Below are 18456 nucleotides of genomic sequence, written 5' to 3'. Positions count from 1 at the left end.
ACTAACAAATGAGTACATTAGAACAAGCGATAGAAAAGTTAGATTATAAGGGTTATTTGGATGTAGAGATTCCTAAAGGACTTGACTTAATTACTGAAATTAAAAAACTGAAAGAGGAAAAAAATGCGGTTATTTTAGCGCATTATTATCAATCTGGAGAAATTCAGGATTTAGCAGATTATTTAGGTGATTCGTTACAATTAGCTCGTGCGGCAGCTAAAACGGAAGCGGATATGATTGTTTTTTGTGGTGTTCATTTTATGGCAGAAGCTGCAAAGATTCTTAATCCGTCTAAAAAAGTTGTTTTACCAGATACAAAAGCAGGTTGTTCGTTAGCAGATTCTTGTTCTGCAGAAGGTTTACGTGGTTTGCGTGAGCAACATCCAAATGCGATTGTTGTGAGTTATATCAATTGTGATGCAGGTGTTAAAGCGGAATCAGATATTATTGTTACTTCTTCTAATGCGGAAGCGATTATTAATTCGTTGCCAAAAGAGCAAGAAATTATTTTTGCGCCAGATCGTAATTTAGGACGTTATCTAAATCAGGTTTGTAATCGCAAAATGATTTTATGGGATGGGGCTTGTATTGTTCATGAAGCTTTTTCGTTAGAAAGAATTGCACAACAAATGGCAGATTATCCGAATGCAAAATTAATTGCGCATCCAGAAGCGCAAGAAGATTTATTGAAATTTGCTCATTTTATTGGTTCAACTTCACGTTTGTTAGATTATGTAGTAGAAGATGAAGCGACAGAATTTATTGTTGCGACAGAAGAAGGAATTTTACATGAAATGGCAAAACTTGCTCCGAATAAAACATTAATTCCGGCTTTAGTACAAGACGAATCGTGTAATTGTTCAGAATGTTTTTACATGAAATTATCAACATTAGAGAAATTATACTTGTGCATGAAATACGAACTACCAGAAATACAGATTGAAGAAAGTTTACGTGTGAAAGCCTTAGCTTCTATCAATAGAATGTTAGAATTATCAGAAAAAATAAAATAATGGCTATTCAAGATGTTTTAGTCATTGGTTCTGGAATTGCAGGTTTGTCGTATGCCTTAAAAATTGCAATCAAACATCCTGATGCAAAAATTACCATCGTAACCAAAGCAAATAAAGATGAAACCAATACCAAATATGCGCAAGGAGGAGTAGCTGTTGTTAGCGATTTCGAAAAAGATAGTTTCGAGAAACATATTCAAGATACACTTCGTGCGGGTGATGATTTGTGTAAATTAGAAGCTGTTGAGGTTGTGGTGAAAGAAGCACCAGAACGCATCAATGAGATTATAGATTGGGGAGTACGATTTGATAAAAACAAAGAAGGTATTTATGATTTAGGTCGCGAAGGCGGACACACCGAAAACCGAATTGTTCATCACAAAGATGTAACAGGTTGGGAAATTGAGCGTGCGATGTTAGAAGCGATCAAAGAATACCCAAACATTCAAATTTTTACGCATCATTTCGTGGTGGATTTGATTACAGAACATCATTTGGATAGAGATTTAGCAGATGAAACTACTTGTTTCGGTGCTTACATTTTAGATTTAAATACTTATAAAGTTGAACGTCATTTAGCAAAAATAACGTTGTTAGCAACGGGTGGTGTTGGGCATGTGTATAAAAACACAACTAATCCAATTATTGCAACAGGAGATGGAATTGGTTTGGCTCGACGTGCGAAAGTAACCGTTTCGGGAATGCAATTTATTCAGTTTCATCCAACTGCTTTTTACAGTGAATTTGATGGGCAATTGTTCTTGATTTCGGAAGCTGTTCGTGGATTTGGAGCTAAATTGCGTACGAAAGATGGTGAATTGTTTATGCATAAATACGATGAACGCGAAGAATTGGCTTCACGTGATATTGTTGCTCGTGCAATAGATAACGAAATGAAATTGCGCGGAGATGATTATGTGTACATCGACTGTCGTCATTTGGACAAAGAAAAATTTTTAGAACATTTCCCAAATATTTACGAAAAATGTAAATCAGAAGGTTACGATATGTTTACAGAATTAGTGCCTGTTGTCCCTGCTTCGCATTATTTATGTGGTGGAATTGATGTTGATTTAGATGGAAAAACATCTATTGAAAATCTTTTTGCTGTTGGCGAATGTTCAAATACAGGTTTACATGGAGCAAATCGTTTGGCGTCTAATTCGTTGTTAGAAGCTATGGTTTTTGGACATCGAGCTGCGCTAAATACAATCGAAAAGCTCGATTATAATGATTTTTCAATTCATAATTTCGATTTTCCAGAATGGAATGAAGAAGGAATGAAAGTGCAAGAAGAATTGGTTTTGATTTCATATTTACGTAAACAACTACAAGCGATGATGAGCGAATTGGTAGGGATTGTAAGAAGCGATAAACGTCTTAAAATTGCGCAGAATCGTGTCATCGAAATAGAAAAAATGGTGAAAGAAATTTATTATTTCACGATTATTTCTCCAAAATTATTAGAACTTCGAAATTTAGTTGATGTCGCACATTTAATTATTGAGCAAAGTATCAATCAAAAAGAAAATCGAGGAACTTTTTATAACAAAGATTTAAACTAAATGAAGAAATTAGTTCTTTTTATATCACTATTTTCAGTTGCAACAAGTTTTGCACAATCAAAGTATGCTGTCAAAAAAATGCCAGTTTATTTCGGGTGCGAAAATTTTAAAGACAACAAAGAATTGGTTTCATGCATGAATACGAATTTGAATAGAGATGTTCAAAATCAAATTTCGTTTTTTTCGAATATTGCCGATTATTTACACATCGAAACAGCACAATCTAAATTAGGTTTTACGATTGATAGCGATGGAAATTTTGCAAATTTTACTACAGATGGTTCTAATCCAATTTTCAATAGTGTTGCGACTTCAAGTTTAGTTTTATTGCAAAATAAAATGGATCGAGCAAATGTAAAAATTGAACCTGGAAAAGATGAAAATAATAAATCAGTAGATACTAATTTGAATCTTCCTTTACGCTACGAAGCTGCTGAAAAGGAAAATGACTTCGAAAGTTTTCCTTCATATAATAGAGTTTTATTTACTTTAAAAACGGATGAAGAAACAATAGAAGTGAGAATTGACAAAGATTTTAATTTGAAAACTTACGGAAAAGCTGGTGATCGCGAATATTATTTGGGACGATTCTCTAATTTGTTCGAAATGGCAAGCGTAGATCCGTATGCAACAGCTTTTGATTTGGCTTTTAAATCTGGTGCAATAGATATTACAAAAGGTAAAATCGATGACAAAGAATATAAACTTCAAATCAAAAATTTCTTCGAAAATGATCCTTCTGTGCAAGTGTTGATTACAGTTGTACGAGAAGAGAACGGAACTTGGGCCGAGTATTACGAATACAAAACCAAGAAAGAATTTAATCAATCAAAATTTGCATCTTTAACTTATAGATAATGAATTTACCTACATATATTACAAACGAAAAATTACAAATCTTTATTCGTCAAGCCTTTTTAGAAGATGTTGGCGATGGCGATCATTCTACACTTGCTTGTGTTCCTTATGATTCTATTCAGGAAGCTGAATTGAAAGTAAAAGATAACGGAATAATTGCTGGAATAGAATTAGCTAAAATTATTTTTGCAACATTCGATCCTTCAATTACGATAGAAATATTTAAAAATGATGGAGATCAAGTAAATTTCGGAGATGTAGCGTTTAGATTAAAAGGTCCTTCTCAATCTATTTTAACTTGCGAACGATTGGTTTTAAATTGTATGCAGCGTATGTCTGGAATCGCAACTTATGCACATGAAATGATGGATTTGGTAAAAGGAACAAATGCCAAGATTTTGGATACGCGAAAAACAACACCAAACTTCCGAATGATAGAAAAATGGGCAGTTAAAATTGGTGGTGCTGAAAATCACCGTTTTGGTTTGTATGATATGGTGATGTTAAAAGATAATCATGTCGATTTCTGTGGAAATATTACAAAAGCTGTTCAGCAAACAAAAGATTATTTAGCAAAACATCATTTACACCTTAAAATAGAAGTGGAAACACGTAATATGGATGAGGTAAAAGAAGCCTTAGAGGCAAATGTTGATGTGATTATGTTAGATAATTTTGATTTGGAAACAATGAAAGAAGCTGTTCAATATATTAATGGACAAACAAAAACAGAAGCTTCGGGTGGAATTACAAAAGAATCAGTACGAGCGATTGCAGAAACAGGAGTAGATTTTATCTCATCAGGAGCGATTATTCATACTGCACCTAATTTCGACTTGAGTTTAAAGGCAATAAAAGATTAATTTTTTTAACATTTATGATATTTTATCTTTTTATTTATACGAAAGTTGATTAGTTTACGTTAGTTATATTGTGTATTGAATATAAAATAATAATTTGATTAACTATAAACTTATATATTAAAAGGTTATTCGATTGAATTTTATTAATACTGGTTCTAAATAAAGAAGTTTTAATTGTTATTTTATAGTTTTCAAGAAAAAAAATCTATTTAATTCGCTTAAAAATGTTAATTTTTAACATTTTAATTATGTTAATTTTTAATCAAATGTTAAATAATATTTAAAAAATGATATATTTACTTCCTCTAAATTAGTATATGTATTTATTTTTAAGTGTTATTTTATTAATTTGATAATTAATATTTAACTTGTTAAAGAAAAGTTTAAAATTTTACCATAATTTAACAATAATCTCATTTAAAGTGTAGAACTTTGCGAAAGTAAACTTTTAAACTATTTCAAAAGATGAGGTTAAACTCAACTAAGCTTTTACTTGTAGGAGCTTTTGCCTTAATGGCATCATTATCTTTCGCCCAAGTTGTTGAACCAACAGATTCTACAAAGGTTGAACAGGACGAAAACGTATCTTTAGGTGAAACATTGATTATTGGTAAAGGGGTTATCGATATCGTTCAAGATCGTAAAACTCCAGTAGCTGTGTCTACAATTAGCAAAGCTGCAATTGAAGATAAAGCAGTAGGAAATGTAGATTTTCCAGAAATTTTTGCTACAACTCCGTCTGTTTATGTTTCAGGACAAGCAGGAGGTTTTGGAGATTCTCAAATGTTTTTACGTGGATTTAGTAGTCAAAATACAGCTTACTTATTAAACGGACAACCTATTAATGGGATGGAAGATGGTAACTTGTATTGGTCTAACTGGTCTGCAATGACAGAAGTTGCAAATGCAGTACAGATTCAACGTGGTTTAGGATCTTCTAAATTAGCGATTTCTTCTGTAGGTGGTACTGTAAATATGGTAACAAGAGCTACAGATAAAAAACAAGGAGGTTTTGTAAGATTCAATACTGGTAACGATAGTTACATGAGTGCTACAGTTTCTTATAATACAGGGATGAAAGGTAAATGGGGAGCATCTTTCTTATTTAACCAAACAACTATGCACAGATCTTGGGCTCAAGGAACTGATGCAAATTCGCAAGCATATTTTGTTTCTGTAGGATATAAACCAAACGATCGTCATAATATTAACTTTATGATTTTTGGTGCACCTCAACAACATGGTCAAAACTATTCTACTAAAAATGATAAGCAATGGGCTGACGCTGAAAAGTTTGGTTATGGAAATAAGTATAATACAACTTATGGATATTACAATGGTAAAGGAGAAAATTTAAGAACTAACTTTTACCACAAACCAGTAGCGAACTTAAACTGGGATTGGAATATTAACGAGAACATGAACTTATCTACAGTTCTTTATGCTTCTACAGGTACAGGAGGTGGTACTTCTGGTGTTGGTAGAGCTACAAGTACTTTAAAAAATGGTTTAGTTGATTTTGATTTAATTCAAAGTAACAACATGTTAGACCTTGATGGTATCGGAAATAATGGGGGTAAAGATGCTAATGGAGTAAATGTTTCTAATGGAGCAATTCGTACATCAGTAAACAACCATTTTTGGTACGGAGGTGTAACAAACTTAAACTTTGATACAAAAACGGGTTGGAATTTCAATTTAGGAGCTGATATCCGTTTTTACCATGGTAACCACTTCCAACAAATGAATAACTTATTTGGATTGAAAAGTTGGCAAGATTTCAACAAAATCAATGGTAAAAATCATGAGGCTGTAATTGTAAACGAAACATTCAGTACTAATCCATGGTCTGCTTTATTCAAATCTGCAGGGAAATCACAAAGAACAGGTAGAGATTATTCAGAAGATATTAATTACCAAGGAGGTTTTGGACAAGTAGAATACTCTAACGATGTTATTACTGTTTTTGCTCAAGGTGCTGTTTCGAATCAATTCTATCAAAAATTTGATACTTGGAACTATGGAGGAGTAGAAACTGCTTCTAAAAAAGTAAATAAATTAGGATGGAACATTAAAGGAGGTTTATCTGTAAATCTTAATGAAGAAAATACTATTTTTGGTAATGCAGGACGTTATTCTCGTCAACCATTCTTAGATAATGTATTCGAATTTAATAAAGTCGACTTACGTGAACCAAATGTGGATAACGAAGAAATTACAGGATTCGAAGTTGGTTACAAATACGAAACACGTAATTTGAGAGTTAATATTAATGCTTATTCTACTAAATGGGGTAATCGTTTCTTAGGACTTTCAGGTTCTGTAACTCAGCCAGATAATACAACTCGACCAATTTATACATCTTATACAGATATTGCTCAAATTCACAAAGGAGTAGAGATCGATTTTGATGCAAAAGTATCTCAAGCATTTAGCTTATACGGTTTCGCTTCTTACGGTGATTGGAAATATGACGGAACAACTCCTTTCGAATCTATGTATACTGATGATGATACAATCTTTGAAAAAGGAAATGTTGATTTAACAGGAACTTATATCGGAGAAGCTGCTCAATTTACTTTCGGTATGGGAACTAAAGTTAACTTTACAAGAAATTTCTATTGGGATGTAGACTTTATGTACAATGCACGTACTTACGGACAAGTAAATCCTGAGGACGTTGTTAAAAGTGCATTAAAAGGAGAAGTTTATCAAGCTGATAAGATTTCACCTTTTGCAAAAGTTAATACAGGTGTAGCATACGAATTTAAGTTTGGTAAACAAAAAATCAAATTCAGAGGAAACGTTCGTAACTTATTCAACGATCAATACGTAAGTAGAATCGATAGAAATGGATACGGATATGCAGTAGGTAGAACTTGGAATGCAGGTGTTACATATAGCTTCTAATAAAATTAGAAAATCTCAACATATTAAAACGGACTTATTTTTAAGTCCGTTTTTTTGTGACTATTTGTAAATAAAACACTTGACAAAAATTGAGGAAAAAGTTAAAATTTTATTTAAATTAATTCTAAATAATTTTATTTTAAGAATAAAAATTCATTTTTTAATGAATAAAAATACATTTAAATCTTTTTAACTATTATTGATTAAATAAAAATTCAATAAATTACTTAATTAAATAAAATAATATAATAATTATTAGAATTAGTAATTGTTATATCGTCAAATTTTTGAGAAAATTATTATATCATAAAGAAAAATATTTTTTATCTAATAATTATTCTTAATTAACATAACGTTTGTAGCAATTTTAACATATATACACCTCAACTTTGCACCGGTAAACATTTAAACTATTTCATAAGATGAGGTTAAACTCAGTTAAGCTTTTATTAGTAGGAGCTTTCGCCTTAACGGCATCATTATCTTTCGCTCAAGTTGTTGAACCAACAGATTCTACACAGGTTGAACAAGACGAAAATGTATCTTTAAGTGAAACATTAATCATTGGTAAAGGGGTAATCGACTTACAAGACGATCGTAAAACACCTATCGCTGCAACTACAATTACAAAAGAAGTAATTGAACAAAAAGTTGGTGCTAATGATATTACACAAGCATTTGTAAATACTCCATCTGTATATGTTGCAGGACAAGGAGGAGGTTTTGGAGATTCTCGAATTGTAACACGTGGTTTTGATCAATCAAATACAGCTTTCTTATTGAATGGGCAACCAATCAATGGTATGGAAGATGGTAAAATTTATTGGTCTAACTGGGCTGGTATGTCAGATATTGCAAACGCAGTACAAATTCAACGTGGATTAGGATCGTCTAAATTAGCTATTTCTTCTGTTGGTGGTACGTATAACTTCGTAACAAAAGCAACAGAGAAAAGACAAGGAGGTTTTTTTAGTGCAGGTTTAGGAAATGACAACTATTTCAAATCTACATTAGCTTATAACACAGGTTTAATAAATGATAAATTCGGAGTTTCTGTAATGATGACTCACTGGCAAGGAGATGGTTACAACCAAATGTCAGCAGGTCAAGGACAAAACTATTTCATTTCTTTTGGTTACAAACCAGCTGAAAATCATACATTAAATGTTTTGTTTACAGGTGCACCACAATGGCACGATCAAAACTCAAGAAATAAAATTTCTGATTTCTTGAAATATGGTAAAAAATATAACAGTAACTGGGGTTTTTTAAACGGAGAAAACTATAACGAGAGAAGAAACTATTACCATAAACCAGTAGCAAACTTAAACTGGGATTGGGATATTAATGATAAAACATCTTTATCTACTGTTGTTTATGCTTCTTGGGGAAGAGGTGGAGGATCTTCTTCTTCTGGAACTAAAATTGGAGCAGATGGTCAAAGAAATTTACAAGAAGTTTTTGACAAACAATCAGCTTTAGGGGGTGAAGCTACAGGACGTATCCAATCATCGGTTAATAATCATCAATGGTACGGAATGGTTTCTAACTTAAACCGTAAATTGACAGAAAGCTTAAGCTTAAATGTAGGTTTTGATTTAAGAACATACAAAGGAGAACACTTCCGTCAATTAAATAATACATTAGGGGCTGATTATTATACAGAGAAATATAATAAACAACATGCAGCTTACCAAGTTAATCAAACATACTCAAGAAATCCATGGAAAGCATTAAATGATTTCGCAGATAACTATTCTCAAAAATTAGGATGGGACTACAGTGAAAGAATTAACTATGGTGGATTATTTGCGCAAATTGAGTATGCAAAAGATAATTTAACTGCATTTTTCCAAGGATCTGTTTCTAATCAAGGAAATCAACGTTGGGATTATTTCAACTACGAAGCTGGTAAAGATAAATCAGAAAAAGTGACTAACTGGGGTTACAATTTGAAAGGAGGTTTAGGTTATACAATTGCAGAGAATCACCAAGTATTTGCGAATGCAGGATACTATTCTCGTCAGCCGTTTAATGATAACTTATTCATGAACTACAAAAATGATATTAACCCATTTGCTGAGAACGAAAAAATCTTAGGTTTAGAATTAGGATACAAATTCAAAGCAAGAAACTTCTGGGCTAATTTCAATGCATATTACACAACTTGGGAAAATAGAATTACTTCATCTAGTAAATTTATCGACGAAAACGGTGATGCAAATTACCCAGGAATTGTAAATGCTTACGTTTATACAGTAAACCAAGGTGTGAAACAAGAGCACAAAGGTGTAGAATTAGAAGTAAACTATAAACCAGTTCGTGAATTAACTTTAACAGGTTTTGCGTCTTTAGGTGATTGGAAATACAAAGGTCAAGCAACTACAACAGATTATGATGAAAATCAAAATGTAATTGGAGCTGCTAAAAAAGAAAATTGGGATGGTTTAAAAGTTGGTGACGCAGCACATACTCAATTTGGTTTAGGTGCTAAATACGAATTCTTAAAAGGATTTTCTGTAGATGCAGATTACCGTTACAACGGAGATTTATATTCATCTAAAGTAACAGAAAAAGATGGTAACTTAGAATTACCTTCTTACAATATTATGGATGCTGGTGTAACTTGGAATTACAAATTAACACCAAAAAATAAATTAACATTACGTTTCAACGTAAACAATGTATTTAACCATATTTATATTTCTGAATCTTCTACAAATATTCAGCAAGCTGATGGTGTAGATAATTACAAAGGAGTTAACGTAAATAATCAAGTTTATTTCGGTTACGGAAGAACTTGGAATGCTTCGGTTAAATTCACTTTCTAAGAAATATTTTCTTTATATAACAAAAAGACGAACTCATGTAGTTCGTCTTTTTTTTGTGTTTACCTTTACTAAAATTTTATAGAAAAATGATTCAACCCGATTTTCTAAAAGAAGGTGATAAAATAGCAATCGTCGCGCCAGCAAAACGAATGTTGAAAGGCGAATTAGACGAGGCAATAGAGTTGATAAAATCTTGGAAGTTAGTTCCAGTTCTTGGGAAAAATATCTATGCTGAATATGATTTCGGTTATAAATATGCTGGAACAGATGAATTAAGAACCCAAGATTTTCAGTGGGCTTTAGATGATGTTGAGATCAAAGCAATTTGGTGTGCTCGTGGTGGATATGGTTCAGTAAAAATTATTGATGATTTAGATTTAACGAACTTTAAAAAACATCCAAAATGGATTATTGGTTATTCAGATATTACTGTTTTTCATAATCATTTTAATCGTTTAGGATTTCAGACATTACATGGTGTTACTGCGAAGAAATTAGCTGATACAACTTATCATCCAACATCTTATCAAAGTGTTTACGAAGCATTGTTTGGACATGAAATTAATTATGAAATTCAATCACATTCATCTAATAATTTAGGCGAAACAAAAGGAGAATTAATTGGAGGAAATTTGTCTATTGTTTATTCTCTTTTAGGAAGCGAATCTGCAATTTCAAATCCTTCAGAAAAAATTTTATTTTTGGAAGATTGGTTCGAGAATTGGTATGCTGTTGATCGTATGTTAATGAATCTGAAACGAAACGGAATTTTGAGTCAAGTAAAAGGAATTATTCTTGGAAGTTTTACACATATGGATACTGAAGAAGAAAATGCCGAAAACTATAATCTTCCTTTTGATCCTAAAACGTATGAAGTGATTCATAGTTTTACAAAAAATCTTAATATTCCTGTAGTTTATGGCTTTCCAGCGGGACATACAGGTCATAATGTAGCATTAAAAATGGGTGCAAAAGTTCATCTAAATGTTACCTCAAATAATGTAAATTTGTATTTTATAGATTAAATATATGAAACAAGATAGTTTAACAGTGATAAGTCACCCATTAGTAAAAGCTAAAATTACGCAAATGCGTGACAAGAACACGACAACAAAAGAGTTTGGTGAATTAGTTGACGAAATTTCTGGTTTAATGTGTTACGAAATTACACGTAATATAGAACTTGAAGAAGTTGAAGTGGAGACGCCAATTACCAAAACAATCGGTTACAAATTAAAAGGAAACGATATGGCAATTGTTCCTATTTTGCGTGCTGGACTGGGAATGGTAAAAGGAATTCATCAATTAATTCCTACTGCAAAAGTAGGTCATATTGGTCTTTATCGTGATCATGATACATTACAACCGGTTGAGTATTTATGTAAACTTCCGTCAGATTTAAGTTCTCGCGATGTTATTTTGGTTGATCCAATGTTAGCAACAGGAGGTTCTGCAATCAAAGCAATCGAAATTTTAAAAGATAAAGGTGCAAAGTCTGTCCGTTTAGCTTGTTTAGTTGGTTGTCCAGAAGGTGTAGAGGCTGTTCAGAATGTTTATCCAGAAGTGCCTATTTTCCTAGCTGCATTAGATGAAAAGTTGAATGAAAATGGTTACATCGTTCCTGGTTTGGGGGATGCTGGAGATCGTTTGTACGGAACAATGTAAAAAACTTTGATGAGTAATAGTTACGATTTTGGAAAAGAAGCAGAAGATTTTGCAGTGAAGTATTTAACCGAAAAAGGGTATAAAATTTTAGCAAAAAACTACTTTTTTAGAAAAGCTGAAATCGATATTATTGCACAATCTGAAAATCAAATTATTATTGTAGAAGTAAAAGCGAGAACGTCAAATTACATTTCTGAACCTGAAACTGCAGTTAATGCAAAGAAAAAGAAATTGTTAATTCTTGCTGCAGATGATTTTATTCAGAAAAATAATTTTATTTGTGAAGTTAGATTTGATATTTTAGCACTTTTAAAAATACAACAATCTTGGAGCGTTAATCATATCCAAAATGCATTCGACGCTTCAGAAATATAATCAACTTATATGGAGGTAATTATGAGTCTTTTTGACTTTATTATGCATATCGACCAGCATTTAGCAGAGTTTGCGAATGAATATGGTTTATGGCTTTATGCAATTTTATTTTTAATCATTTTTGTAGAAACAGGTGTGGTTGTAATGCCATTTTTACCTGGTGATTCGTTATTGTTCGCTGCAGGAATGTTGGCAGCGCAAGAATCAAATGATATGAATGTATGGATTATGATTGCAATTCTTTTGGTTGCAGCTATACTCGGCGATACGTTAAATTACACAATTGGAAAGAAAATCGGCTATAAAGCTACTAAAGTAAAGATTTTTGGTAAGAATTTTATTCAAGAAGAACATATTAATAAAACTCATGAGTTTTACGAAAAGTACGGTTCTAAAACAATTGTAATTGCTCGTTTTGTTCCAATCGTAAGAACTTTAGCGCCTTTTGTTGCAGGAATTGGAAGAATGGGATATTCTATTTTCTTAACTTATAATGTAATTGGAGCAATTTTATGGGTTGTTGGATTAACTCTTATTGGATATTTCTTAGGAAATATTGAATGGGTTCAACGAAACTTTTCTAAAGTAATTTTAGGAATAACAATCGCTTCAGTACTTCCAATTTTTGTAGAAATTATCAAAGAAAAATTTTTCAAAAAAACGATTACAGAACAAAAATAAAATTTAAATATAACTCGACTTCGGTCGAGTTTTTTTATACATTTAAATATGGAAATTTTAGATTACATACTACATATAGATAAATACTTAGAAACAATTCTAAACGATTATCAAAGTTGGTTTTACTTGATTTTGTTTTTATTGATTTTCATCGAAACTGGCTTGGTTGTGATGCCTTTTTTACCAGGCGATTCTTTGTTATTTGCTGCGGGGATGTTAGCTGCGGCTTTTCCAAATCAGTTGAACATTTATATTGTGCTGGGTTTACTATGGATAGCGGCTATTGCTGGTGATACGGTTAATTATACAATCGGAAAAACATTGGGAACAAAGTTGGTGACAGCTAAAGTTTTTGGAAAACGAATTATAAAAGATTCAGCTATACAAAAAACAGAAGATTTCTTTACGAAATATGGCTCAAAAACAATTGTAATTGCGCGTTTTGTACCAATTGTACGAACGTTGGCTCCTTTTGTTGCAGGAATATCTAAAATGCATTACGGAACCTTTATCAAGTATAATTTGATTGGAGGAACAATTTGGGTTTTCGGAATTACGTTAGCAGGTTATTTTTTGGGCACAATTCCATTTATCAAAAATAATTTCGAAATTGTTGTAATGGCTATTATTGCATTTTCTGTACTTCCAATCATTATCGAGTTTATAAAAGAAAAACGTAAGAAATAAATTTGTATATTAATCAATCTAATACATAGTTGATGAAAAATATTTTATTTCTTTTTGCTTTCTTTTTCTCTCTTGTTATTTTCGGTCAAGATGGTTACCCAATACCACCAAAATCTGCGAATAGATTATTTTATATACAACATAACGAGAATAAAAACACATTTGTTTACGATGCTATTTTTTCTTCGAAAGGAATCTTAGATGAGCTAAATCCAGTTGATATCTATCGCATTTTATATGCAGAAAATGGAGAAAAGAAACCTCTGACTTCAATTCAAAAAAAATTGGCTTACGGATTAGATATTCAGAAAATTGATAAGAATGTTTATCAATTAACTTTAGTTTCTTTTCCAAAACAAAAATTGATCTTAAAGCTTGATGCTGATAAAAATCCAATTGTTCAAACAACTATCAATGACAAGTTGATAACCTTAAATCGAGTTTTTTTAAAACAGAAAAAAGGTACAGCGGGGCTTTCGGTTAAACTTGAACATATCTTATTTTATGGAAAAGATAAAAATGGAAAATCTATACACGAGAAAATTGTTCTCTAAAAAATTCTTCATAAATTAGAATTTAGAAGACAATTTAAATACTATATGATAACAATAAAAGAGGTGAAGTCGCCAAAAGATATGAAAAAATTTGTCGATTTGCCCTTTGAAGTATATAAAGGAAATCCATATTGGGTACCAACCTTAAAAAAAGATGAATTAGCCAGTTTCGACCCCAATAATACGATTTTTAAAACAGTAGAAGCTAAGTTTTTTTTAGCCTATAAAGGTGATGAAGTAGTAGGGCGAGTGGTATCAATTATCAATTGGACGGAAGTAAATGAACTATGTAAATCTAAAATTCGTTTTGGATGGCTGGTTTTTAAAGATGATATCAACATTCTTAAAGCTTTATTAACAACTGTTGAAAACATAGCTAAAGAAAAAGAATTGAGCTATATAGAAGGTCCAATGGGATTTTCGAATATGGATAAAGCTGGTTTATTAACAGAAGGATTTGATAAAACGGCAACTTTAATTGGTCTTTATAATTACGAATATTATCCAAGATATTTACAAGAACTAGGTTATCTACCGAAAGCCGAATGGTTAGAATATTCGATTGAAATTGAAAATTTAGCTCCAGTAGAAAAAATGGATAAATTATGCGAAATGCTCAAAAAAAGATATGAAATAGATACGTACAAATTCAATTCGATTGATGAAATGTTACCTTATGTAGATGAAATGTTTGATTTGTTGAATGTAACGTATGCTGAATTGCAAAGTTTTGTTCCGATTGAAAAATATCAAGTAGAACATTATAAACAGAAATATCTCAAATTTATTCATCCCGATTTTATTTCATGTGTAAAAGATAAAAACAATAAAATGATCGCTTTTGCCATTACAATGCCTTCGTTCTCGAAAGCTTTTCAGAAAACAAATGGTAAATTATTTCCGTTTGGTTGGTGGCATTTAATGCAAGCTCAAAAAAAGAATGATCACGTCGAATTTTATTTAATAGGAATAGATCCGCATTATCAAAATAAAGGTGTAAACGCGCTAATTTTTAAAGAACTTTATGATCGATTTGTAACAAGAGGAATCAAAACGTTAGAAACAAATCCTTTGTTAGAGGAGAATACAAAAGTGCAACAATTATGGAAAAACTTTGATCCAGTTGTTCATAAAAGACGAAAAACATTTTATAAAAATATAGAAAATTAAAAAAAGGGTTAGAACGCAAATTCTAACCCTTTTATATATCAATTAAGCTTGTGGCTGATTTTTCGTATTGTCTTCTGCATCATTATCCGTATCAACCCAATCTCTAATTGTTCCTTCAATTTCTTCGATAGTTTTTCCTGTTTTTTCTTGAATTTTTCCAACGATGTCGTCAAATTTTCCATTCAAGAATGTATCATCATCATCAAACCAATCACCAAATTTTTGTTTTACTGATCCTTTAATTTGATTCCATTTTCCTTCTAATTGTAATTTGTCCATAATTTTTGTTTTTATAAGTTGTTAATAGATTATAATTTATTAGAACAAATATTAAACCATAGATTACGAAAGAGTTGTAAATAAATGTTAAATTAAAATTAGCGTTTTCTAGTTTAGAAAACAGCGAAGTAAATTAATACAATAATGATGATAACAACTACTATAAATTCAAAAATGGGAATAGTTCTCCCACCAGATTTTAAATTTCTTTTTCTTTTAGAATACATACCAAACCAACTTATAACCAAATAATGAGCTAAATTTAAGAAATTTATCACAAATGGTTGTAAAAACAATAAACCATAAAAAAAGGTTTAAACAATTTGTTTAAACCTTTTTAGTACCCACAACGAGTCATCAACCGAACACTTAGAAAAATTATTTCTGTGGATTGACCGAATTTCAAAAACTGCTTAATGATAAAATTAAAAAAATCTGCATACCCATAATTAACACCCTTACCCACATTTAAAATAAAAATTCCTATGCTTCCATCGTTGTGTGTTCAACGTTTAACCTCACATTTATTTGTGAGGTTTTTTTTTACACAACTATTTTGCTCATAAGTTCTCCGCGCAAGCGTTTTCAAGTTTCCCCGAAACCCCAAAAGATTAAAAAGTAAATTTGATTTTGTAATTCTGTAATAAAGTAGGCGAAACCTCTGTTTATGTATATTACACTTTTATTTTCCTTTTTGTAATAAAATTTATATTACAAAAATTTCTGTAATAAATTAGGGATTACAAAAATTACAAAACCGCTAAAAATCGGTTTACAAAATTGATTTTCGTTCCTAAGTCTTATGTAGACTAAGGTTTACAGAATTACAAAATAAAACCTACTCTGAAGGAAGTTATATACTTTATTTGGTGGTTAAATTTTACTATACTTGCGAAATCACTAATACTTCACTATGATCAAACTTCAGCTTCCAGTTCCTAAATATTTGAAAAAAATTCTTGTAGCCAAATATGGAGATGATTTCGTTTTGAAAGAAAATACTTTGTTTGGCATGGCTATTTGCAACACTCTCATGACTAAGAATTATGCCGTTTATCGATATAGAAAAAAAGAGTTGAGTAAATATTATCGTTACAAGGAATTATCTGAGATTTTCAATATAAATCTTTCAGTTAATAAAGCAACTCGTAAAGGATTTGAAATTAATGATAATAAGTTGCACAAAATAGTTCGGGCAATTGATAAATCTATAAGAGAAGAATTATACGTTACAGCTTTAGTAAATAAAGAATTGTATGAAATAGATTATCAAACAACGTTTTTGAATTTTCTAGATCAATATAATATTACTGAAGAGGAATTAACGTATGAATCTTTGCAAAAACATTTTTATCGCGTGAAAGATAAATTAACAAAAAACTTGAAAAACCTTGCGTGAAAAAGGGACAAAAAAAAAGTTTAAAACATGAAACATTTTGACAATAAATCTGAATCATTTTTCCGTGAAATTAGGAAGGTGATTATTTATAAAGCTACTTCAATAAGCTACATTAATAATTTGGAAGGTATAATTCCTGAATTAATGAATGCTTTAATTTCTTTTGATGTTGTTCCAGAAAGCTTTTCGCATAAAATCCCTACAAAGACGCAAAATAATAATTACCTGTTCGAGTTGGATGCTAATTTCCCATTGTTGGATCTATCTACAGAAACTGTTGATTTTTGTTTTGATAACTTGAATAAAGAAGAATTTGCGGTTGTTTTTGTTACCAATACAGCACAGTTGTTATTTGGGAATGATCGAGAACTGCTGAAAGTCGAATTTATTGACAACACTAAAAATGATAATTCAGGAAGCGATGAATATACCATTGCAATTTCTGGAAAGTCTATTATTCAACCAAAATATAAAAGCTTATAAATATGTTAGAATTTGATTCCGAATATGCACGTAAAAGGACAGAAGAATTTATTGATAAAGATTTTAATTTTCAAAAATCTGAAATATATAAAGGTATTGATCATGCTATTAATATTGGTGAGTCTGCAATTACAATTTATTGTTTTGTGAAAGAAAATGTTTTACAATTCTTTAAAGATAAAGGTTATAAAGTAGAAGATAAATACAATCAAAAAGATGGATATCTCTATGTGATTTCTTGGTAATTCTGTCCTTTCTAAAACCTACTTCAAATAACATTTTTGTCCGTGAAATTCTGTTAGAATGCACGGACAAAATAATTTTATAAACACACCTTTAGCCATTGACAAGGCTTTTCTATTGTCGATAATTCCTACTATCATTTTAGGATATCAGCAAAAAGACTTTCTGTCTGCTGAGAAAATTGTTGAAAAAGCACAAAAAAATATAGAACTACAAGCTTCCAAAGCACAAGATTTAGGAGCTGATGTTTTTCCTGTTGTATTCAATATTAGCGGTCCTATCATGAAGTATAGTTCTTACTACTATTTAGGTACGCAAGACATGATTTCAATTCTGAAAAATTTGGATCAACATCCGCAAGTTTCGGGAATTGTTTTGAACATCGATTCTGGAGGTGGAATGGTGTCTGGAACTGCTGAACTTACTGCAACAATCAAAAGTCTTTCTAAACCAACAATTGCTTTTACGAATGGTTATATGTGCTCTGCTGCCATGGATATCGCTTCAGGAGCAAATATGCGTATGGCTTCTCCATATGCAGATATGATTGGTTCTATCGGGACGATGATGTCATATCAAGATTTTTCGGCAATGTTCGAAAAATGGGGTGCAACTATTTATGAATTATATGCGCCGCAATCTACAGAAAAAAACAAAGAGTTCCGTGAATTACAAGCGGGAAACAAAGAAGCTTACGAGGAACGACTTCGTGTGTTAACAGAAGATTTTATTGCACGAATGAAAGAAAATCTTAGTGAATCTATTCAAGATGATAAACTGGTTTTCAAAGGTAAAACTTATGGACCGAAAGAAGCTTTAGCGGTTGGATTAATCGATGAAATAGGAACTCTGGAATCTGCTTTAAATAAATTTTAAATAA

General features: G+C 31.2%; 18 protein-coding genes. 17 read left to right on the top strand and 1 reads right to left on the bottom strand.

Annotated features, from left to right (window positions below):
• Window positions 1-8 precede the first annotated feature (8 nt).
• The 13 genes from nadA (at window position 9) to AC2I98_RS09570 (ending at window position 15172) form a co-directional block, all read left to right on the top strand.
• A complete protein-coding gene (gene nadA / locus AC2I98_RS09630) occupies window positions 9-1013 on the top strand; it encodes a quinolinate synthase NadA (protein WP_486411484.1) in 1005 nt (334 codons plus the stop codon).
• Entirely contained in the window at window positions 1013-2578 is a 1566-nt protein-coding gene (gene nadB / locus AC2I98_RS09625; RefSeq protein WP_486411483.1) for an L-aspartate oxidase, read from the top strand. The genes nadA and nadB overlap by 1 nt, the downstream gene beginning before the upstream one ends.
• Entirely contained in the window at window positions 2579-3436 is an 858-nt protein-coding gene (locus AC2I98_RS09620) for a hypothetical protein (RefSeq protein ID WP_486411482.1), read from the top strand.
• Entirely contained in the window at window positions 3436-4299 is an 864-nt protein-coding gene (gene nadC / locus AC2I98_RS09615; protein ID WP_486411481.1) for a carboxylating nicotinate-nucleotide diphosphorylase, read from the top strand. Before AC2I98_RS09620 ends, nadC begins: the two co-directional genes overlap by 1 nt.
• 465 nt (window positions 4300-4764) lie before the next feature.
• A complete protein-coding gene (locus AC2I98_RS09610) occupies window positions 4765-7209 on the top strand; it encodes a TonB-dependent receptor (protein WP_486411480.1) in 2445 nt (814 codons plus the stop codon).
• Window positions 7210-7631: 422 nt separating this feature from the next.
• Entirely contained in the window at window positions 7632-10040 is a 2409-nt protein-coding gene (locus AC2I98_RS09605; protein WP_486411479.1) for a TonB-dependent receptor, read from the top strand.
• Between the two features lie 86 nt (window positions 10041-10126).
• On the top strand, window positions 10127-11065 hold the full coding sequence (locus AC2I98_RS09600; protein WP_486411478.1) for a S66 peptidase family protein: 939 nt from the start codon (window positions 10127-10129) through the stop codon (window positions 11063-11065).
• A gap of 4 nt (window positions 11066-11069) precedes the next feature.
• Entirely contained in the window at window positions 11070-11705 is a 636-nt protein-coding gene (gene upp / locus AC2I98_RS09595; RefSeq protein WP_286483554.1) for a uracil phosphoribosyltransferase, read from the top strand.
• Window positions 11706-11714: 9 nt separating this feature from the next.
• Window positions 11715-12080: a YraN family protein gene (locus AC2I98_RS09590; protein WP_486411477.1), complete on the top strand. Its 366-nt coding sequence runs from the start codon at window positions 11715-11717 to the stop codon at window positions 12078-12080.
• A 9-nt stretch (window positions 12081-12089) separates the two neighbouring features.
• Window positions 12090-12761, top strand: a complete 672-nt coding sequence (locus AC2I98_RS09585; RefSeq protein WP_486411476.1) for a DedA family protein — start codon at window positions 12090-12092, stop codon at window positions 12759-12761.
• 48 nt (window positions 12762-12809) lie between these two features.
• Window positions 12810-13448: a DedA family protein gene (locus AC2I98_RS09580; RefSeq protein ID WP_486411475.1), complete on the top strand. Its 639-nt coding sequence runs from the start codon at window positions 12810-12812 to the stop codon at window positions 13446-13448.
• Window positions 13449-13480: 32 nt separating this feature from the next.
• Window positions 13481-14002: a DUF4833 domain-containing protein gene (locus tag AC2I98_RS09575; RefSeq protein ID WP_486411474.1), complete on the top strand. Its 522-nt coding sequence runs from the start codon at window positions 13481-13483 to the stop codon at window positions 14000-14002.
• Between the two features lie 45 nt (window positions 14003-14047).
• Window positions 14048-15172, top strand: a complete 1125-nt coding sequence (locus AC2I98_RS09570; protein ID WP_486411473.1) for an N-acetyltransferase — start codon at window positions 14048-14050, stop codon at window positions 15170-15172.
• 42 nt (window positions 15173-15214) lie between these two features.
• Here the strand turns inward: AC2I98_RS09570 and AC2I98_RS09565 are convergent, their stop codons facing one another.
• The gene (locus AC2I98_RS09565) at window positions 15215-15451 is read right to left on the bottom strand and encodes a CsbD family protein (protein ID WP_486411472.1); all 237 of its coding nucleotides are present in this window, start codon (window positions 15449-15451) and stop codon (window positions 15215-15217) included.
• A gap of 913 nt (window positions 15452-16364) precedes the next feature.
• Here AC2I98_RS09565 and AC2I98_RS09560 point away from each other — a divergent pair.
• From AC2I98_RS09560 to AC2I98_RS09545, 4 genes are read left to right on the top strand one after another with little or no spacing between them, the layout of a single operon-like run.
• Complete coding sequence (locus AC2I98_RS09560) at window positions 16365-16850, top strand: hypothetical protein (protein WP_486411471.1); 486 nt, start codon at window positions 16365-16367, stop codon at window positions 16848-16850.
• Between the two features lie 27 nt (window positions 16851-16877).
• Window positions 16878-17333, top strand: coding sequence for a hypothetical protein (locus AC2I98_RS09555; protein WP_486411470.1), 456 nt, complete (start codon window positions 16878-16880; stop codon window positions 17331-17333).
• A gap of 2 nt (window positions 17334-17335) precedes the next feature.
• A complete protein-coding gene (locus AC2I98_RS09550; protein ID WP_486411469.1) occupies window positions 17336-17578 on the top strand; it encodes a hypothetical protein in 243 nt (80 codons plus the stop codon).
• 58 nt (window positions 17579-17636) lie between these two features.
• Window positions 17637-18452 (top strand): S49 family peptidase, encoded by an 816-nt coding sequence (locus AC2I98_RS09545; protein ID WP_486411468.1) that lies wholly within the window; start codon window positions 17637-17639, stop codon window positions 18450-18452.
• Window positions 18453-18456 lie beyond the last annotated feature (4 nt).

The organism is Empedobacter sp. EJD.6dd, from assembly GCF_057369435.1.
Note: the sequence above shows the minus strand (reverse complement) of the source record. Positions and strands in the feature narration are given on the sequence as shown.